The 18028-nt window shown below is 71.0% G+C and carries 17 protein-coding genes; 9 read left to right on the forward strand and 8 right to left on the reverse strand.

From position 1 onward, the window contains the following. Positions 1 to 87: 87 nt before the first annotated feature. The 5 genes from STRNI_RS02945 to STRNI_RS02965 all read right to left on the reverse strand — a co-directional run bounded on the left by STRNI_RS02945 (position 88) and on the right by STRNI_RS02965 (position 3671). The gene (locus STRNI_RS02945) at positions 88 to 978 is read right to left on the reverse strand and encodes an alpha/beta fold hydrolase (protein ID WP_277410471.1); all 891 of its coding nucleotides are present in this window, start codon (positions 976 to 978) and stop codon (positions 88 to 90) included. Then, positions 978 to 1562 (reverse strand): TetR/AcrR family transcriptional regulator, encoded by a 585-nt coding sequence (locus STRNI_RS02950; RefSeq protein WP_018091918.1) that lies wholly within the window; start codon positions 1560 to 1562, stop codon positions 978 to 980. The genes STRNI_RS02945 and STRNI_RS02950 overlap by 1 nt, the downstream gene beginning before the upstream one ends. 210 nt (positions 1563 to 1772) lie before the next feature. Beyond that, entirely contained in the window at positions 1773 to 2057 is a 285-nt protein-coding gene (locus STRNI_RS02955; protein WP_229837809.1) for a DUF6479 family protein, read from the reverse strand. A 229-nt stretch (positions 2058 to 2286) separates the two neighbouring features. After that, positions 2287 to 3162, reverse strand: a complete 876-nt coding sequence (locus STRNI_RS02960) for a SigB/SigF/SigG family RNA polymerase sigma factor (protein WP_037742743.1) — start codon at positions 3160 to 3162, stop codon at positions 2287 to 2289. Positions 3163 to 3320: 158 nt separating this feature from the next. Next, positions 3321 to 3671, reverse strand: coding sequence for a PRC-barrel domain-containing protein (locus STRNI_RS02965; RefSeq protein WP_018091921.1), 351 nt, complete (start codon positions 3669 to 3671; stop codon positions 3321 to 3323). A gap of 307 nt (positions 3672 to 3978) precedes the next feature. Between STRNI_RS02965 and STRNI_RS02970 the strand changes: the two genes are divergently transcribed. After that, positions 3979 to 4338 carry an SAM-dependent methyltransferase gene (locus tag STRNI_RS02970; RefSeq protein WP_229837811.1) on the forward strand — a complete coding sequence of 120 codons (360 nt, stop codon included), beginning with the start codon at positions 3979 to 3981 and terminating at the stop codon, positions 4336 to 4338. Positions 4339 to 4669: 331 nt separating this feature from the next. Here STRNI_RS02970 and STRNI_RS02975 read toward each other — a convergent pair whose 3' ends face one another. Beyond that, complete coding sequence (locus STRNI_RS02975; protein WP_277410472.1) at positions 4670 to 6310, reverse strand: flavin-containing monooxygenase; 1641 nt, start codon at positions 6308 to 6310, stop codon at positions 4670 to 4672. 346 nt (positions 6311 to 6656) lie between these two features. On the opposite strand from STRNI_RS02975, the gene STRNI_RS02980 reads away from it, so the two are divergent. The 6 genes from STRNI_RS02980 (at position 6657) to STRNI_RS03005 (ending at position 12570) form a co-directional block, all read left to right on the forward strand. Beyond that, the gene (locus STRNI_RS02980; protein ID WP_018091925.1) at positions 6657 to 7415 is read left to right on the forward strand and encodes a DeoR/GlpR family DNA-binding transcription regulator; all 759 of its coding nucleotides are present in this window, start codon (positions 6657 to 6659) and stop codon (positions 7413 to 7415) included. A 177-nt stretch (positions 7416 to 7592) separates the two neighbouring features. Further along, on the forward strand, positions 7593 to 8561 hold the full coding sequence (locus tag STRNI_RS02985) for an alpha/beta hydrolase (RefSeq protein WP_277410473.1): 969 nt from the start codon (positions 7593 to 7595) through the stop codon (positions 8559 to 8561). Next, complete coding sequence (locus tag STRNI_RS02990) at positions 8554 to 9714, forward strand: acyltransferase family protein (protein ID WP_277410474.1); 1161 nt, start codon at positions 8554 to 8556, stop codon at positions 9712 to 9714. Before STRNI_RS02985 ends, STRNI_RS02990 begins: the two co-directional genes overlap by 8 nt. 124 nt (positions 9715 to 9838) lie before the next feature. Continuing rightward, positions 9839 to 11089, forward strand: coding sequence for a sensor histidine kinase (locus tag STRNI_RS02995; protein ID WP_338149807.1), 1251 nt, complete (start codon positions 9839 to 9841; stop codon positions 11087 to 11089). After that, the gene (locus STRNI_RS03000; RefSeq protein ID WP_018091929.1) at positions 11086 to 11757 is read left to right on the forward strand and encodes a response regulator; all 672 of its coding nucleotides are present in this window, start codon (positions 11086 to 11088) and stop codon (positions 11755 to 11757) included. Before STRNI_RS02995 ends, STRNI_RS03000 begins: the two co-directional genes overlap by 4 nt. A gap of 219 nt (positions 11758 to 11976) precedes the next feature. Then, on the forward strand, positions 11977 to 12570 hold the full coding sequence (locus STRNI_RS03005; RefSeq protein ID WP_277410475.1) for a hypothetical protein: 594 nt from the start codon (positions 11977 to 11979) through the stop codon (positions 12568 to 12570). Between the two features lie 121 nt (positions 12571 to 12691). Here STRNI_RS03005 and STRNI_RS03010 read toward each other — a convergent pair whose 3' ends face one another. Continuing rightward, positions 12692 to 13402, reverse strand: coding sequence for a TetR/AcrR family transcriptional regulator (locus STRNI_RS03010; RefSeq protein WP_093635506.1), 711 nt, complete (start codon positions 13400 to 13402; stop codon positions 12692 to 12694). A 186-nt stretch (positions 13403 to 13588) separates the two neighbouring features. Here STRNI_RS03010 and STRNI_RS03015 point away from each other — a divergent pair, with 186 nt between their 5' ends. Beyond that, the gene (locus STRNI_RS03015; protein ID WP_277410476.1) at positions 13589 to 14545 is read left to right on the forward strand and encodes an NAD-dependent epimerase/dehydratase family protein; all 957 of its coding nucleotides are present in this window, start codon (positions 13589 to 13591) and stop codon (positions 14543 to 14545) included. 87 nt (positions 14546 to 14632) lie between these two features. Here the strand turns inward: STRNI_RS03015 and STRNI_RS03020 are convergent, their stop codons facing one another. Continuing rightward, on the reverse strand, positions 14633 to 15172 hold the full coding sequence (locus STRNI_RS03020) for a DUF4232 domain-containing protein (RefSeq protein WP_159483893.1): 540 nt from the start codon (positions 15170 to 15172) through the stop codon (positions 14633 to 14635). Positions 15173 to 15634: 462 nt separating this feature from the next. On the opposite strand from STRNI_RS03020, the gene STRNI_RS03025 reads away from it, so the two are divergent. Then, positions 15635 to 17821 (forward strand): FUSC family protein, encoded by a 2187-nt coding sequence (locus tag STRNI_RS03025; protein ID WP_018091934.1) that lies wholly within the window; start codon positions 15635 to 15637, stop codon positions 17819 to 17821. The last annotated feature ends 207 nt before the right edge of the window (positions 17822 to 18028 follow it).

The following is an 18028-nucleotide window of genomic DNA, read 5'->3' on the forward strand; positions in this document are numbered from 1 at the left end:
TTGGACCTCGTGCCCCACGGCTGCCGATTCAATTGCCGGAAGATCACCCCTGACGAGAAATCCTTGTGTCGCCGGCTGCGCGATTCGTCAGGCCATGGATGCGCGGGCCTCGTCCCCGGGTCCGCACGGTGACCCGCACGAAAGTCCCTGATCCCCGTTGAACATCGTCACCAGCCGTCGGGCGAACTCCTGCGGATGTTCGGTGCATCCGACGTGGCCGCCGGGGAATTCGACGGCCTGCCCGTCCAGCAGTTCGGCGAGCCGGGTGCCCGGTCCGTACAGCGCTTCCTGGTTACGGGAATCGCGCCCCACCGCGACGCCCAGTTTGTGGGCGGCGGCGCGCAGCGCCGGGAGATCCGGGGTGGTCGCGGTGAACGGGCACAGCATGTGCTCCAGGAAGACCGGGAGGTTGGCATGCATGCGGGCCGCCATCTCCCGGATTCCGGGCGGCAGTTCCGTCGGCGCCTCCGTGCGCCGGTCTCCGAGTCCCTCGCTGAAACGGGCCATTGCGGGACCCGCGCCGTGCAGACGGAAGGTCTCGCGCACCTCGGCGAAGAGCGCACGGTACGGTGCGGGATCGTCCAGAAGCTCCACCAGCGGCGGCTCGTGGACCACCACCCGGCGCAGCTGCCCGGGATGCCGGGCCAGCAGGTCGAGGGCGACGATCGCGCCCGAGCTGCTGCCGAAGACGCAGGCCTCCCCGTCCGGTGACAGCGCGGAGAGCAGCCGGTGGGCGTCGTCGCTCCACACCTCCACCCGCTGGTCGGCGAGCGGCTCTTCGAGAGCGCTGCGGGAGAGTCCGCGCGGATCGTAGGAGACCACGGTGTACCGGGTGGCGAGGTCCGGTGCCATGCCCTCGTACACGCCGGCGTCGGCCGCGCCGCCTGGTATCAGCAGCAGTACGGGGCCGCTGCCACGCTTCTCGTAGTGCAGGGTGGCACCGGGGACCTTGAGGGTGCCGGTCGTGGGGGTGGGCATCACTTGCTCCGATCGGGTCGGGAAGGCCAGTTCTCCAGGAGCACGTGGAGCGCCTCAAGAGAGCGCTTCCAGGACTCCTGCACGCCTCGGGGGTGTCCGAAGCCTCCGCTGAGTTCCAGGTGGATGTAGCCGTGAAAGGTGCTGCGCAGCATCCGGGCCGCGTCGGTGAGGTCCGGCTCGGTGAGGCCGTAGGCGCGCAGCATGCCGTAGGTCAACTCGACGCTGCGGCGCAGCCCTGCGGAGTCGGCGACCTCCTCGGGGGCGAACCTCATCTGGCTCACCGCGTAGCGGCCGGGGTGGTCGAGCGCGTACTGCCGGTAGGCGTCAGCGAAGGCGATCAGCGCGTCCTTGCCCGCCCGCCCCGCCACGGCGGAGCCGATGCGGTCGGTCATCTCGACGGCAGCCAGCAGGGCGATGCGTACGCGCAGGTCCTGCAGGTTCTTCACATGTGAGTAGAGGCTCGCGTCCCTGACACCCAAGCGCCGCGCCAGCGCGGACACCGTGAGCCTGTCGGCCCCGACCTCATCCGCCAACTCTGCGGCAGCCTCCGCCACTTTGACCGCAGTGAGCCCCGCGCGCACCATGCAGCACCTCCGTATCCGCCATCGCCATAACCTAGGACCTCTAGGTGAAAAGCTAGCATGACTAGGAAGGCTTTGGTTCGGGGTGAGGTGTACGGAGGCTGCTACGGGGGCTGCGGGGCGGGGGAATTGCCGGTCGCGGCGTGCCCGGACGGCCGAGGGAAGGAAGACCGGCCGCGGCGGCAGACGGGCAAGCGCCGCGGGGCTGCCGGGCTACCGGCGGCGGTGCGACGCGGTGCCGTTCCCCTTCACCTCGTGCGGGGTGAGGCGTTGCTCGCCCGGGACGAGTTCGTCCGGCTCGCGGCTCTCCACGACATCTCCCACCGGTCCGCTCTCCGGCAGGCGCGGTTGCTGCTCGGGCAGGGGCGGCCCCGGCTCACGGGCCTTGATGCGACGTCCCCATACGAAGGCCGCAAGGAGAACCGCGACGACGAGAACTCCCACGATGGCGAGCAGAATTCCGCTCGTCCCACTACCGGCTGCCAATTGCTCGTTCATGGTCACTCCCATCCATAGGGTTCCTTATGGGAGCCGGGTACCCCCCGAGGCAGGGACCATCCGCCGGCCCGGCGGGTGGTGAGGGAGCCTTCGCCCGGGACTTGAGGGAACCCCGCCCGGGGAGGAGAGTTCGGCTGTGGCTCCGGGATGACCTGCGGGTTTCCTGACGTTCGCTGCCGCTACCCGCATCGCGTGGCATCGCCCCGCACGACTTGAGGGTGGAGACACCTCAGTCGGTGGTGAGCATCTCCGTGCGCAGGTGGTTCAGGCAGCGTGTCAGGAGGCGGGAGACATGCATCTGGGACAGGCCGAGTGCCGCGCCGATCTGGGACTGTGTCATCTCCTGGCCGAAGCGCATTTCGAGGATCTGGCGGTCACGGTCCGCAAGCCGCTCCAGGAGGGGCTTGAGGGCGTGCAGATCTTCGAAGAGGTCCATGTCCTCGTCGCGTTCGCCGATCAGGTCCGCCAGCGCGGCCTCATCGCCATCGGTGTGGAGGGGCGTGTCGATGGAGGTGGCGTTGTAGCCGTTGGCGGCAACCTGCCCCTCCACCACCTCCCCTTCGGTGATCTCCAGATGCGCGGCGAGCTCGCAGACCTTGGCGTCCCGGCCGAGCTCGTTGGAGAGGTGCTCGTTCGCGCGGGCCAGCTCGACGCGCAGCTCCTGCAGGCGGCGCGGGACGCGTACGTCCCACGTGGTGTCACGGAAGAAGCGCTTCATCTCGCCGGTGATGTAGGGGATGGCGAGAGTCGTGAACTCCACCTCACGGGACAGCTCGTAGCGGTCGATGGCCTTGATCAGGCCGATCGTGCCGACCTGCATGAGGTCATCCATTTCATCGCCGCGGCTGCGGAAGCGCCGGGCGGCATAGCGCACCAGCGAGAGGTTCATCTCGATGAGGGTGTTGCGCGCGTACTGGTACTCGTGGGTCCCCTCCTCAAGAGTCTCCAGTCGCTGGAAGAACAGCCGCGTCAGCTCCCGGGCGTCGGCCGGAGTGACGGTCTCAGGTGATTCGATGAAGGGGAGAGTCGCTTGCGAGGCGGATTCCACGCGTGCATCGGAAATGGATGTCTGCGTTACTACCGGTGCCGGTGCTGTGCGGATCATGTCCTGCTCCCACCCTTGCCGAGCCCCCGCTCATCTCTGGCCCCTACCCTGCCGCAAGCACAGCATGCGCGTCGCACTCACCAGCGTCAGATTTTCCTGACGGCTTTGCGGAAAAGGAGAGGCAGTTGGCAGGATTTCCTGCCAACCGACCGGATGCGTCAGGCGCGGTGCCAGCCCGCGTAGTAGACGCCCACCTGCTCGTGATATCCGGCATCGCCGAGGTGCTTGTCCATGTCGAACTCCGGCGCGTCTTTGATCTCTTCCTTGGTGCGCTCCACGTAGATCTTCTCTTCCGCGTCATCGATGCGGCTCACCGTGCCGGCGGGCAGCAGGACGTGCTTCCCGAAAATCCACACTCCGGTATCGACGACCAGATACGAAGCACCCACTTCGTCCGAGTGCCTGTCGACCTTGCCGATGCTTCCGTCGGTGGCCTCGACCTTGTACCCGATCAGGCTCGCGCCCGCGATGTATCCGCTGGTCGGCTGATAGCCCCAGATGTCGCTCATGGAATCGGCTCCTTCGTTGACGACGTGCGAGGAGGAGAACGGTGCTCTCCTTCGAGGGCGCTTCCTCGCTGTTCCGCGTGGCCCGTATCTTGGACTTGGCCCGGTGCTCATGAGATTTTTTCACGCGTTCGGCGATTTGGACGACCGTAGCGTGAGAGGCGCGGTTCTTCAGCAGAGGAACCGCCGCCGCCGATCGAGCGGGCCGTGGACCGCGGCCCGGTGTGTAGCCGAAAATTCTGCCCCGCACCCAGTTATCTGGAGCGATGGTCTGCGCCGGCCGACCGACCTTCGTTGCTGAAATGGACTGGTGGGCACCGTGGGACACGAAGCGAAGAAGAAATCCTCCTACAAAGGCACCTCATCGAAGGCGATCCTTCATCAATACGACTTCTTGGGTGACTTCTACCGGCTGACCCTGGGACCCGAACTCGTCTTTTCCTACGGGCTGTGGGAGGAGGGCGACACACTCGACTCGGCTCAGACCCGAAAGCTCGATTACCACGCCGAGGCGGCGCACGCCGTGGGCGCGGATCGGGTGCTCGATATCGGCTGCGGGTACGGCAGCCTTCTGCACCGGCGTCGCCCGGTACCGGGAGTTCTTCCGGCGCTGCCATTCCTGGCTGCGGCCGGCCGGGCGCCTGTCCGTACAGGCCAACGCCTGGAATGAGCGCGGGTGGCCCGCCTCCCTGGTACTGCCACCGCAGCAATTGGCCCCGCACGGGAGGGGCGGCGCCCGTGAACGCCTCGGCCTCAAGGACATCCTCGGCGGCATCAAGAACGTACGCGAGGGCCTTCATGGTGGCAGGCCCGCGATCCGGCGAGGCGCTGCTCCTCCGCACCGGCCGACGCGTTGCCCCTCCGTACCGGCCGACGCGTTGCCCCTCCGTACCGGCCGACAATGACACCCTGGCGGCTGCCCGCCCGCCGATCACCGGGAACCGTCGGTGGGTGCGGCACAGCCGGCGAGCGGTATCCGTTCGCCGGCTGGGGACGGCCCCTCAGTCAGCGCCGCCGGACAGGGCGAAGGCGCGGTAGCCGCCCTCAGCGGCGGCGTCGCACTCCGCCCGGTACCGCTCCAGGCCGCCCGTGTAGGCCAGGAACACCCGTGGCTTGCCCGGCACGTTCGCCCCCATGTACCAGGAGTCGACGGACGGGTAGAGGGTCTGGGCGGCGAGGTCGGCGACATGGGCGCACCAGTCCGCCTCGGCACGCGGGGTGGCGTCGATCTCGGTGATGCCGTTCCGCCGCAGGTGGGCGATGCAGTCGGTGATCCACTCCACGTGCTGTTCGATGGCCACCACCGCATTGCTGAGCACCGACGGGCTGAGGGGTCCGATGACGGTGAAGAGGTTCGGGAAGCCTGCCGAGAGCAGGCCCAGGTGGTTTCGGGGGCCGTCGGCCCACTTCTCCCTCAGGGTGGTGCCGCCCTTGCCGACGATGTCCATGGCGACCTGGGATCCGGTCAGGGCGTCGAAGCCGGTGGCGAAGGCGATGACGTCGACGGCGTGTTCACGGTCCGAGGTCCTGATCCCCCTCGGTGTGATCTCCACGATCGGCGTCTTGGTGAGGTCCACGACGCTCACGTGCGGCTTGTTGTAGGTGGCGTAGTAGCCGGTGTCCAGGCAGGGACGCTTGGTACCGAACGGGAAGGTGCGCGGCGAGAGCGTCTCGGCCGTCTCCGGGTCGGTGACGATCGACCGGATCTTGGACCGGACGAACTCGGCGACGGTCTCGTTGGCGGCCCGGTCGACGAGGATGTCGGTGTACGTGCGCAGGAGGCCGCTGAGTACGCCCGAGTCCCAGCCCTCCTCATAGGCGGCCCTGCGCTCCGCCTCGTCCACCTCCAGGGCCGACCGGGTGGGCGGCTCGAAGAGGGTGCCTCCTTTGGAGCGCCGCTGGGCGGCGCGGAACTCCGGGTAGCGGGCCTTGAGTTCGGCGGTCTCCGCGGCGGACAGCGGCCGGTTCCGGGCGGGCAGCGCGTAGACCGGCGTGCGCTGGAAGACCGTGAGTTCGGCGGCCTGCTCGGCGAGGAGCGGGATGGCCTGGATGCCGGAGCACCCGGTGCCGATCACGGCGACCCGTCTCCCGGTGAGGTCGACGTCCTCGTGCGGCCAGTCGGCGGTGTGCAGGGCCCGGCCGGCGAAGGTGCCGGCCCCGGGTATGTCCGGTTCCTTGACGGCCGACATGCAGCCCGTGGCCAGCACGACGAACCGGGTGATGACCGTCTCTCCGGTGTCGGTGGTGACCTGCCAGGTGTGCCCGCCCTCGTCGTACACCGCCCCGGTCACACGGGTCCGCAGGGTGATGTCCTTGCGCAGGTCGAAGCGGTCGGCGACGTGATGGAGGTAGCGGAGGAGCTCCGGCTGCGTCGCGTACCGCTCGCTCCACTCCCACTCCTGGTCCAGTTCGGGCGAGAAGGAGAAGGAGTACGCCGTGCTCTCGACGTCGCAGCGGGCACCGGGGTACCGGTTCCGGTACCACGTTCCGCCGATGTTGTCGCACGCTTCGAGGACGCGGGTGCGCAGGCCTAATGCGCGCAGTCGGTACAGCTGGTAGAGGCCGGAGAAGCCCGCCCCGACGATGACGGCGTCGAGCTGCGGGGCGGCGGAGGGGGAAGGGGGCCTGGGGGCGGTGTGCATGCTGTTCTCCTGACAGGTGTCTCGCGCCGGGCGGTACGGGCTGCGCACTCCGGTGCCGGGCGGCCTCCGGCACGCGACGCCGCAGGCCCGTCCGGCGGGCCGCCAGGGCCGGTGACCGGCTCCTTCGCGCGCTTTCCGCAGGAGGACATCTTGGTTCACGCCCTGGCCTGCTGAGAAGACCCGGGGCGCCGGGCCGGTGCCACCGCCGCGAGGGCTGTTCAGGCTGCGCTCACGGAGCTCTGCCCGAAGACAGAGCCGGGCAAGCTCTCCCTCCTGGCGAACGCAGCAAACGCGATTGATGTTCGTAAGGTGCATTTCCGAGCATGGATGGTGTTCTATAGCGGGTATGGCGAGCACAGATCGACTGGGACAGATCACCGATGCCGTGCGCGAGGCCGGGCAGCTGAGCGTCGCGGAACTGGCCGGTCTCACCGGGGCCTCGGAGATGACCATCCGTCGCGACCTGGAACTCCTTTCCGGCCAGGGCGTCCTGGAGCGTTACCGGGGCGGGGCCAGAAGTCTGCTGCTGCGAGGGGAGGAACCCCCGTTCACCCTGCGCGCACAGGAGGGGCTGGAGGCCAAGCGCCGCCTCGCCGCCGAGGTCGCCGAGCTGATCGCCGACGGCGAGTCCGTCGTGATCGACAGCGGTACCACCTGCCTGGAGGTGGCCCGCGCACTGGCGCACCGCCGGCTGACCGTCATGCCGTTGTCGCTGCACGCCGCCAACGCCCTCACGGGCGCACCCCAACTGCAGCTCCTGCTGCCCGGCGGCGCACCACGCCCCGTCGAGCTGGCCCTCACCGGCCCCCTCGCCGAGGCCTCGCTGGGGGCGCTGCGCTTCGACACCGCCGTCCTCGGCTGCTGTGGGCTGAACACCGCGAACGGGCTGACGGCTTATGACCTGGCCGACGCCGCGGTCAAGCGCGCCGCGATCGCCTCGGCGCGCCGCGTCATCGCCGTTGCCGAAGCCGCCAAGTTCACGCGGACCGCCCTCGCCCATGTCATGGAGGTGTCCGCGCTGGACGCCGTCGTCACGGAGGGGTCGGCGCCGGCCGAGGAGCTCGAAGCGCTGGCTGCGGCGCAGGTGACCGTGCGACAGGTATGAGCGGAAGAAGGGGGTGACTCCGAGACCGGTGCGCCGCGCCGCGCTCCGCCCCCTACCCCTGATACCTGAGAGCCACGTCGGAAGTGCGCTCTCCGGCGGGACGTCGACCAAGCACCGCGCTCCATAACTTCGGTACCGGAAGCACGACCGGCTTCCGGTACGGAAGGACCATCCCTCATGGCGTCCCGCCCGCGCGGCAGTCGTCCGCTGCGCACTCTGCTCGCCGCTCTCGTCGTCACCTCGGTGGTGGTGCCCGTCTCGGGTGCGGCCCGGCCCGCGGCCGTCCCGGCACCTGCCCCGAGGGCCCTCGCCCCGCTGCGAGACGCCGGACCCGACGTGCTCGCCGAGCGGTACGCCGTCAACCGCGAGGGCATCCGCGCGGCGGAGCGGATGGCCGAGGGCCACGGCGACCGGGCCCGGGCCGAGGCGCTGCGCGGTATGGCCGGCCCGGCGCGGCAGTTCCTGTCCTTCGACGGCCGCGACGGAGGCCGTACCACCGAGGTCTTCGGTGACCTGGCCCGGGCCGAGCGGATCGCCGTGCTGGTGCCGGGCTCGGACACCAACCTCGACAGGTACGAACGTCTCCGGTCCGGCGCCATGGCGCTCCAGCGGGAGCTGGGCGGCCGGTCCGCCGTCATCGCCTGGCTCGGGTACGAGACCCCGAGCACGGTGAGCCCCGGCGTGCTCAGCCCCGCCCGCGCGGCGGAGGCCGCTCCCGGACTCCGCGCCTTCGCCGGTGCCGTGGCGGCGCTCCGTCCCACGGCCCGGATCTCCGTGCTCTGCCATTCCTACGCCGCCGTGGTCTGCGGCCGGGCCGCACCGGGGCTCGATGTCGCCCACCTCGTGCTGTTCGGCAGCCCTGGCGCGGGTGCCGAAAACGTCTCCGCGCTGCGCACCCCGGCGACCGTGTGGGCCGGCCGGGGCGACGACGACTGGATCGCACATGTGCCGCACGGGGAGCTTCAACTCCCCTTCGGCACCGTCGGGTTGGGAGCCGATCCGGTCACGCCCGAGTTCGGCGCCCGGATCTTCGCGGCGGGCCCCGGAGGTCACAGCGACTACCTCAAGCCCGGCTCCCTGTCCCTGCGGAACCTCGCCCGGATCGTCTCTGGCCAGGCCCCTTCCGAGGAGAGACGAGATGCGTGAGCTCATCCGGCGGATCGCCGCCGCCACGCCGGCCGACCGCGACCGCGGTGTCGACGCACTGCGCGCGCTCGCCATTCTCGGGGTGATGCTCGGGCACTGGCTGGTGACCGCCCTGGTCGCCGACAGCGGCACGGTGCGTGTCGTCAGCCCCCTCCACCAGCTGCCCCAACTCACCCCGGCCTCCTGGCTCTTCCAGACCCTGGCGGTCTTCTTTCTGGTGGGCGGCCAGATGGCGGCGAAGAGCTGGGCCGCCGTCCGGGCCCGGGGCGGAACGTACCGCCGATGGCTCGGCGCCCGGACGGTCCGGCTGTTCCGGCCGGTGGTGGCCGTAGTGGTGGTCTGGGGCGTGGTGGCGGGCGCGCTGCTCGTCGCCGGGGCCGGTCTGCAGACCGTCCACACACTGGGCGAACTGGCCCTGTCCCCGCTTTGGTTCCTGCTGGTCTTCGCCGTGCTGACGGCGGTGACTCCGCTGGTCGCCCGGCTCCATCCGCTGTGGCCGCTCGCCGTCGTCCTGCACATCGACCTGATCCGGTTCGGCATGGGCGGGCCGGTCTGGCTCGGCTGGGCCAATGTGGCGGCCGGCTGGCTGGTTCCGTACTGCCTGGGCGCGGCCTGGGCCCGGGGCGGGCTGCGGGGCCGGGCGACCGGGTGGGTGCTGCTGCTCGGCGGCGCCGCCACCACCGCCGGTCTCGTCCTGTGGGCCGGCTACCCGGCCGCGATGGTCGGGGTGCCCGGCGCCGGCATCTCCAACCTCAACCCGCCCACCCTCGCGGCCGTCACCTTCGGTCTCGCCCAGTGCGGGGCGGCCCTGCTGCTGCTCGGACCGCTGCGGCGCATACTCCGGCGCCCCGCCGTCTGGGCGGCGGTGGCGCTGATGAACCTTTCGGCGATGACGCTCTTCCTGTGGCACCAGACCGCCATGATGGCGGTCACCGCCGTCGGTCTGCTCACGGGCGGCTTCCTGCCCGGACTGCACACCCTTCCCGACGGTGCCGGCTGGGTCCTCGCCCGGCTGGCCTGGCTGCCGGTGTTCGCCCTGGCGCTGCTGGTGTGCTGGGCCGCGTTCCGCACCTACGAGCACGGCCGGCGCGGCGGCACCAAGGTGGTGCGGGAGGGACGTCCCGCCGAGGCCAGGGCGGTGCGGAGTGCTTAGGATGCCCCGTGTGAGTCAGGGGGGCTGGAGAAGTGGGGGGCCACGGCTGCGGGCGGCCGTGCGGACGCTTCCGCTTACCCTGCGCGAGGATCTGTGGACGGTGGCGCGCGATCCACTGCCCCGGATGCGCTGGCTGGGCCGGCTGCCGCATGCCCATGTGGTGCTGGCGGCGGTGCTGATGGGCTGGCTCAACGCGGTGCAGTACGAGGGGGACCTCGGGCCGGCCGCGCTGACGACCGCCCTGGTGCTCGCGGCGCTCCAGTCAGGCGCCGTGGTCCTCGCACTGTCCCGTCCGGTGCCCGCCTGGTGGCTCTCGACGCTCGCGCTCTTCCTGGCCAGGGACGCCGGTCCGCTCAAGGTCAGCCACGCCCCGCTGTGGTCCTGGAGCATCCCGGGCATCGCCCTGCACGCCCTGGTGCTGTTCCTGCTCGCGCTGCGGGTCCGGCCCCGTGTCGCGGTCGAGGCACTGGGGTTCTCGCTCCTGGCGGCGGTGTCCGCCCTGGCCTTCATGGCGCCGGTACCGGACCACAGCATCCCGCCGGGTGCGGCCGGTCCGGTCCTCGCGTCCTCCGCCCAGGACGTGACGGTCGTCCAGGACGCCGTGACGCTGACGTTGGCGGTGGTGGTGGGCGCCTCACTGCGCGCCCGCCGGGTGGCCCGTACCCAACTCGTCGAGCAGGAGGTGCTCACCGCCGAGGAGCGGGCCCGGCGCACCCTGCTGGAGGAGCGCAACCGGATCGCCCGCGAGCTGCACGACGTGGTCGCCCACCACATGTCGGTGATATCGATCCAGGCGCAGGTCGCACCGCATCTGGTCAAGGACCCCACCGACGAGCTGAAGGAGAACCTCGCGGGCATCCGCGGGAACGCCGTCGAGGCACTGACCGAACTCCGGCGGGTCCTGGGCGTGCTGCGCTCGGAGGACGCCCTGGCGGACGGCGTACGGCACACCCCGCAGCCCACCCTCGGCCGGCTGGACGAGCTGGTCGGCACGGTGCGCGGAGCCGGGCTCAACGTCACCACCGAGATCACCGGCGAGCCGCGCCCGCTGTCGCCGGGAGTCGAGCTGTCCGCGTTCCGTATCGTCCAGGAAGCGCTCAGCAATGCGATCCGGCATGCGCCCGGAGCGGAGGTGCGGGTGGCCATCGGGTACCGGACCGGCGGTCTCACCATCCGGGTCGCCAACTCCGCGCCGGACGGGCCCGCCCCGCCCTCGCAGGGCGCCGGCCACGGCTTGCTGGGCATGCACGAGCGCACCGCCATGCTCGGCGGCGAACTCGCCACCGGCCCCACCCCCGACGGCGGTTACGAAGTGACCGCGATCCTGCCCGCCCAGGCCGCGATGCCTGATGACCCCGGTGAGTTTGCCCCATGACGACCATCCGTGTGCTGATCGCCGATGACCAGATGATGGTCCGTCAAGGCTTCACGGTGCTGCTCAACGCCGAACCCGATATCGAGGTCGTCGGCCAGGCCGTCGACGGCCTCGACGCCCTCACCCAGGTCGCCGAACTCGCCCCGGACGTCGTCCTGATGGATGTCCGGATGCCCCGGCTCGGCGGGATCGAGGCGACCCGTCGTCTCACCGGACCGGCCGGCGCCACCGTCAAGGTCCTCGTCCTGACCACCTTCGACCTCGATGAGTACGTGTACGAGGCGCTGCGCGCGGGCGCCTCCGGTTTCCTGCTGAAGGATGCCTCGGCGGAGGAACTCGCCCACGCGGTACGGGTGGTGGCGGCCGGGGAGGCGCTGCTCGCCCCGAACCTCACCAAGCGCCTCATCGCCGAGTTCTCCCGGGTCACCAGCTCGCCCCGCGCTCCGCTCAAGGACCGTGTCGGTGACCTGACGGAACGCGAGACGGAGGTCCTGTCCCTGATAGCGCAGGGCCTGACGAACGGCGAGATCGCGGAACGGCTGGTGCTGGCGGAGCAGACCGTGAAGAGCCATGTGGGCCGGATCCTGGGCAAGTTGGGCCTGCGCGACCGGACCCAGGCCGCCGTCTTCGCGTATGAGACGGGGCTGATCCGCCCGACCGGATATTGAGGGGACCGGCAGGCGTGGCGCCGCGGCCGGGCAGCGAACCTTGCCGGTTGCCCCCGGGCATCGGCCTCGGGTACTCCTTCCCGCTCCGCCACGTGGCGGAGCGGCACCCACCTGTGGAGCGATGTCCGGCGGCGCGGCGGACGGAACCGTGGTGGTCAGCAGGGAATCGACGCCCTGCCGCACCGGTTCCGGTGCCGACCTCATCCGCAGGAGGACGCAATGCCCCGAATCCGCCGCCCGTTCGTCGTGGCCGCCACCGCCCTCGCCGTCTGCACGGCGACCGCGCTGACCCTGGGCCCGGCCGGGCCGGCCGCGGCGGCCGGGAACGGGACCGGGACCCAAGCCGCCCGGCACACCGTCGACGAACCGTCCCTGACGGGCTCGGCCAAGCTCGCGCGGCAGCCCGGCGACAACGTCCACTTCCGCTTCAACGCCCATGGCTTCGGCGAACAGGCCCGCGGCACGTTCTACGCCAGCCACCACATCGGCAAGGACTGGGGCGGGTACTTCAAGGGCCGGATCGACTGCCTGGTGACCGGCGGCCCGGTGGCCGTCGCCACCGGCATCGTGACCGAGATGCGCTTCAAGAACGCACCGGGCATGCCGGAGCTCGGGGACCTCAGGGGCAAGCGGTTCGGCTTCACCGTCCTGGACAGCGGCAAGAAGGACCAGCTGGGCTACAGCTGGGCGATGGACGGCCTGCCGAAGAACAGTGTCGGCAAGTGCCTGGGCTCGGCCCCGTTCGAGACCCTGGCGAAGGGCGACTTCGAGGTCCACCACTGGATGCCGCCGCGCACCCCCGCGAAGCACTGATCCACCGCCGCAAGCCTGACCACCGGGTGCCGAATGCCGAAAGGCGCGGCACCCGGTGGTCGTTCCCGCCGTGCCCGTCCCCCACCCGGCATGGCCTGCTGTGACAGCCGGCGGGAGCCGGTTACAGCTGGAAGGAGTCGGCCAAGGTGTCGAGCTGCGCGGCGAGCAGTGTCTGCGCCCGGTGTCCCATCCCGGCGTACTGACCGGACACCTCCAGGCTGACCGTGCCGTGCAGCTGCGACCAGACCAGCACCGTGCCGGCGAGGGCGGTCCCCGCCGCCTCGTCGTGCGGAGCCAGGCCGGTGTGCTGGGCCAGCCAGTCGGCGACGCCCTCCTCCTTGCGCACCCAGGCGGCCATTTCCCCGACGACCGGCCGCAGCGCCTCAGCGGGGACGCCCGCGGCGAACACCTTCAGGAACGGTCCCAGGACCGCCCGCGCCCGCAGCAGCGTGTCGGGCGGTGCCGCGTACCCGGGCAGCGGGGTCCCCTGGATCAGCAGATAGCGGTGCGGCTGGGCGACGGCCCAGCCCCGGTAGGCGTCAGCGAGGGCGTGCAGAGTGGCGCGCGCATCGTCGGCGGGTGCGGCACCGACCCGCCCGACGACCTGCGCCACCTCGTCGTAGGCGTCCCGGATCAGCTCGCTCAGCAGGTCGTCCCGGCCGGCGAAGTAGCGGTAGAGGGCGGGGCCGGACAGCCCCATGTCCTTGGCGATCCGGGTGAGCGCGACGGCCTGGACGCCGCCCTCGGCGAGCTGCTGCAGCGCGGCCGCCTTGATCTCCGCGCGGTTCTGCTCGCGGTAGCGCGCCCGGGGGCTCCGCGCCTCGGCGGCCATGTTCTCCTCCTGCGTTCGCGACGACATGAAGCAAGCGTGAATGGTCATTGCTGATCCTAGCCAACACGTTGATTGCGATGGAGCATCGCGAGAGTTATAGTCTCTAACAGAAGTGAGCGACCAAAACTCGGTTCGCTCGCCACTGACCCGTGTGGTGGCCCCCCGGCCCGGAGAGAAGGAACCGTCATGTCTGCTGCATCAGTCCCGCTCCACGTCGTACTGGGCGCCGGCCCGGCAGGCACCGCGCTCGCCGGCGAACTCGCGGGCCGCGGTCACGCCGTACGGCTGGTCAGCCGCTCGATGCCGGAAAGCAAGGTCGAGGGCGTCCAGCGGTTCGCCGCCGATGTGAGCACGCCCGAAGGGGCGCTGGCCGCCGTCGCGGACGCCGCCGTCGTCTACCACTGCGTGAATGTCGCCTATCACCTTCAGACCGAGGTGATGCCCCGGGTCCAGCGCGCGGTGCTGGCCGCCGTCGAGACCACGGGGGCACGGCTGGTCGTCCTGGACACGCTGTATCCGTACGGGCAGACGCAAGGCGAGGTGATGACGGAGGAGACCCCGTGGCGGGCGACGACCCGCAAGGGGCGGATGCGGGCGCAGCTGGACGAGCAGTATCTCGCCGCCCACCGCGCGGGGCGCGCCCGTGTCGTCCTTGGCCGGTCGGCCGACTTCGTCGGTCCCGGAGTGCTCAACTCGACGCTCGGCGGAGCGGTCTTCCCGGCGGCGCTGGGCGGCGGTGAGGTCCTCAGCCTGGGCGATATCGACCTGCCGCACAGCTACACGGACATCCGGGACGTGGCGGCCGGACTCGCCACGCTCGGCGCGGACCCGGAAGGCGACGGCCGGGTGTGGCATCTGCCCACCGCGCCCGCCGTCTCCACCCGCGAGATCCACGCGATGATCCAGGAGTTGGTGGGCCGCCCGGTGCAACGGGTGGTCCTCACCGAACCCCGCCCCTTCGGGCCGTTCGACGCGGCCTTCATGGATGAGTACGCGGAGATGTTCTATCAGCACACCGAGCCGCAGATCATGGACTCCACGGCCTTCGAGCGGGCCTTCGGCGTCCGCCCGACTCCGCTGGACGCGACCCTCGACGCCACCGTCGAGTGGTACCGCGCGCTGCTGACCGGCCCGCGGAGCTGACCCGGCCGCACGACCGGCCGCCGGGGGCGGCGCGCAGACACCGGGGGCCGACGCGCGGTGCGTCGGCCCCCGGTGTGCGGGTAGCGGTCAGGAAGCGCTGGGGAGCTTCGCCGACCAGGCGGTCACCGACAGCTCGCCGCCATCGACGTCCTTGTCGAACGCCACGACACTGTGCGCGTTGCTGCCCGTCGGGGAGACCTGCAGGTACTTGGCTTTCGCGGACGACGGACCGGCGTGCGTCCAGACCAGGTCCGCGTAGGCGCTCCTGCCCGGCTTCAGGGTGACGCCGTGCATGCCCGGGTCCTTGGCGAAGTAGGTGTCACCGTGGTGCGCCGTCGTCTTGATGGCCGTGTGTCCGGCGCCCTCCAGCGCCAGCCCCGGGTAACCGCCTATCGCGCAGGTGCTGTTGCCGGTGTTGGTCACCTTGAGATAGGTGCCCTCGTGGTTCATTCCTACCTGGCTCGAACCCGCGTCGGTGGTCGTGACCTTCAGCGTTCCCGGCCGGCACACGTCGGCTGCCGCGCCGGGTCCTGCCGTACCCGCCGCGGAGGCGACGCCGGCGCTCGCGCCCGCGACCAGCGCCAAGGCGGCGGCGACGGTGGCGGTACGCAGACCACGCTTCGTCATCAGTCATCAACTCCCTCTTCTCCGGCACCCGGAGAACCTCGGTGGAACGTCCGCCGGCCCCGCCCGGCTCGGTCCGCAGTCCCGGTGCAGGGGGCCGGGAACGGAGGAGCCGGGCCTCGGGTCCGGTCGGTGCGCTCTCTTTCGTTTGCGCACCACCCACCCTGGGCGCCGCCACTGATGATCGACTAACGCCTCACTAACACCGGGAATGCCTGGAATGAGCGGAAAGCGACCTTTGCGTGGGGAGCGCGGAATAGGGGGAGTTGGGGAGGGAGCGGCAGGGGGCTGCGGGGGTGCCGGGACGGTGCGGCGGAAGCCGGTCCGAGCAGGCGTGCGATGCTGGGGCACTCCGGATCATGGCAAAAATGGGGAGTGTACGGCAGCGTGCTGGCAGCGATACGGCGGACTGGGACGCACAGCTGGGACCGCTTCGCGGCATCCGACCCAGGGCTACTGCGGCTGATGGCAGGGCTGCGCACGGTCGGGGCCATCGTGCTCACCCTCGTCGTCCTGGCGCTGCTGCACACCGACGTCACGCTGATGGTCGCGGGCGCCATGACGGCCATGGTGTCCACCTTCGCGATCAAGGAGAAGGAGGTGCGCGGCCAGGCGGTCACGCTCGCGCTGGGTCTGCCCGTCGCACTCGCCGCGATGTCGCTGGGGGCGCTGCTGCACACCCTGGTCGTCGCCGGCGATCTGTTCTTCGTCCTGCTGATCTTCGGCGCCGTCTACTGCCGGCGGTTCGGTGACCGCGGCACCGCGCTCGGCCTGATCGGATTCCAGGTCTACTTCGTCTCGCTGTTCGTGCAGGCCACCGGCCCTTCCCTGCCCGACCTGTATCTGACCCTGGGCATCGCCTTCGCGTGCAGCGCGGTCGTACGGTTCGCCGTCGTCCCGGAGACCCCCACCCGCACCTTGCGGCGGCTGCGCGAGGCCTTCCGGGCGCGCCTCGCCCAGCTGCTGGCGACCCAGATGGAGCTCCTGGACGCCGGACCGGACGACCTCGACAAGGTGCTGGACGACTTGCGGCGGCACACCGCCCGGCTGCACGAAGCGGCACTGATGATCCAGGGGCACCTGGAGGAGGGCACCCGGGACGCGGCCACGGCGGGGCTGGTGCAACGCCGTGTCGCGGACGCCGAGATCGCCGCCGAACGGCTGGGGATGCTGATCCTCAATGCCCGCAGTGCCGAGCGCGCGGACACCATCACCATGCATCTGCCGCACGCCCCGGTGCCGGCCACGGCGACCCGGCTGGGGACCGAGGACGACGCGATCGTCACCCTGCACCGGGATCTGAACGCGCTGCTGCTGCTGATCGCACGGCGCGCGCCCGACGACCGCGGCACCGCACTGGCCCTGGTACGCAACCGGCTGCTCGGCTACCGGGAGGAGGACGACCTGCCGCGCGCCTCGGCCGCCGTCCAGGACGTCTTCCGTGGACTCGGTGAGGCCGCGCGCGCCGTCCTGGGTCTGCGGCTGGCACTGGACGGGCCGCAGGACGAGTCGGACGACTCCCCCGCCACCACGCGCTCGCGCGAGGAGTTCGACGCCGAGGACCTCTCGATCGTCGGGGCCGAGGAGACCGAGGAGCCGGAGGAGGACCGCACCGGGCTCGCACGGCCCACCACCCGGGCCGCGTTCCAGGTCGCGGTGGGCTCGACCCTGGCCATCATCGGCGGGGAGTTCCTGTCCAGCCAGCGCTGGTACTGGGCGGTGCTGACCTGCTGGGTGGTCTTCCTCAACACCGCCTCCACGGGCGAGATCCTGGTGAAGGGCTATCGCCGGCTGGTGGGTACGGTCCTCGGTGTGGTCGCCGGTGTCGCGCTGGCCGGGCTGGTCGGCAACCACACCTGGGCCGCGTTCGCCCTGGTTCTGCTCTGCATCTTCGGGATGTGGTTCACGGCGCCGTTGTCGTACGCGCTGATGTCCTTCTTCGTCACCACGATGCTCGGGCTGCTCTACACCCTGCTCAACACCTACAGCCTCTCCGTGCTGGTGCTGCGCATCGAGGAGACCGCGCTGGGCGCCGCCTGCGGGATCATCGCCGCCGTACTGGTGCTGCCGGTGCACACGGACCGCCGTACGGACGAGCTGCTGGGCACGGTGCTGGTCCGGCTGCAGGACGTGGTGTCCGCCGCGGTGGAGCAGCTCAGCGGCGGGCCCGCCGTCGATCTGCTGGGCAAGGCGCGCGACCTGGACACCGCGCTGGACGAGCTGCGCGCCTCCACCCAGCCGTTGACGCACCCGATCACCCCGCTGCGCGGCCGCCGGCGGACCGTCCGTTATCTGGTGGCGCTCCTGGAGACCTGCGCCTATCACGCCCGCTCCTTGGCGGCCACGGCGGAGCTCGTGCCGTACAGCAAGACCATTGCGGCCGACCCGCGCCTTGCCCGGGCCGGCCGGCGCATCGGCCAGAACATCGATCTCCTCGTCGCCCGGGTGCTGGAGGAGAGCACCGAGGGCGAGGTCGACTCCGGATTCAGCATCGCCGCGATGCTGGAAGCGGCCGGCTCGGGGGCGCTGCAGTCGGGCACGGTCACCTTCCGCGTGCTGCGGCATCTCCAGCGTCTCGACGAGGGAGTGGTCGGTCTCGCCCGCCCGCTCGATGTGCCGGTGGCCGGGCCCAAGGGGGGCAAGGCCGGCTGAGCGGGGACGTGGACGGTGGCCGTCCGGCGCGGCGAGCGCGGTTCGGACTCCCCCGGGCCCGTGCCGGTCACCCGTCGACGGCCCCCGGCGGCGTGCCGCGCGAGCACCGCACGCTCCTCCTCGGGGGAGTAACCGCCCGGCAGCGGCGGCTCACCACGCCCGCGGTCCCAGGCCAGGACGTCGGACAGGGTCACCTCCAGCGGGGTC

The organism is Streptomyces nigrescens (genome assembly GCF_027626975.1).
Taxonomy (GTDB): Bacteria; Actinomycetota; Actinomycetes; order Streptomycetales; family Streptomycetaceae; genus Streptomyces; species Streptomyces nigrescens.

Bases quoted from the DNA above. Each gene is read 5' to 3' on its own strand.
- STRNI_RS02945 (WP_277410471.1), bottom strand. From the start codon at position 978: ATGCCCACCCCCACGACCGGCACCCTCAAGGTCCCCGGTGCCACCCTG.
- STRNI_RS03020 (WP_159483893.1), bottom strand. From the start codon at position 15,172: ATGACGAAGCGTGGTCTGCGTACCGCCACCGTCGCCGCCGCCTTGGCG.
- STRNI_RS02950 (WP_018091918.1), bottom strand. From the start codon at position 1,562: ATGGTGCGCGCGGGGCTCACTGCGGTCAAAGTGGCGGAGGCTGCCGCA.
- STRNI_RS02985 (WP_277410473.1), top strand. From the start codon at position 7,593: ATGGCGTCCCGCCCGCGCGGCAGTCGTCCGCTGCGCACTCTGCTCGCC.
- STRNI_RS02995 (WP_338149807.1), top strand. From the start codon at position 9,839: ATGCGCTGGCTGGGCCGGCTGCCGCATGCCCATGTGGTGCTGGCGGCG.
- STRNI_RS02990 (WP_277410474.1), top strand. From the start codon at position 8,554: ATGCGTGAGCTCATCCGGCGGATCGCCGCCGCCACGCCGGCCGACCGC.
- STRNI_RS02960 (WP_037742743.1), bottom strand. From the start codon at position 3,162: ATGATCCGCACAGCACCGGCACCGGTAGTAACGCAGACATCCATTTCC.
- STRNI_RS03025 (WP_018091934.1), top strand. From the start codon at position 15,635: ATGGCAGGGCTGCGCACGGTCGGGGCCATCGTGCTCACCCTCGTCGTC.
- STRNI_RS02965 (WP_018091921.1), bottom strand. From the start codon at position 3,671: ATGAGCGACATCTGGGGCTATCAGCCGACCAGCGGATACATCGCGGGC.
- STRNI_RS03000 (WP_018091929.1), top strand. From the start codon at position 11,086: ATGACGACCATCCGTGTGCTGATCGCCGATGACCAGATGATGGTCCGT.
- STRNI_RS03015 (WP_277410476.1), top strand. From the start codon at position 13,589: ATGTCTGCTGCATCAGTCCCGCTCCACGTCGTACTGGGCGCCGGCCCG.
- STRNI_RS03005 (WP_277410475.1), top strand. From the start codon at position 11,977: ATGCCCCGAATCCGCCGCCCGTTCGTCGTGGCCGCCACCGCCCTCGCC.
- STRNI_RS03010 (WP_093635506.1), bottom strand. From the start codon at position 13,402: ATGGCCGCCGAGGCGCGGAGCCCCCGGGCGCGCTACCGCGAGCAGAAC.
- STRNI_RS02980 (WP_018091925.1), top strand. From the start codon at position 6,657: ATGGCGAGCACAGATCGACTGGGACAGATCACCGATGCCGTGCGCGAG.
- STRNI_RS02955 (WP_229837809.1), bottom strand. From the start codon at position 2,057: ATGAACGAGCAATTGGCAGCCGGTAGTGGGACGAGCGGAATTCTGCTC.
- STRNI_RS02975 (WP_277410472.1), bottom strand. From the start codon at position 6,310: ATGCACACCGCCCCCAGGCCCCCTTCCCCCTCCGCCGCCCCGCAGCTC.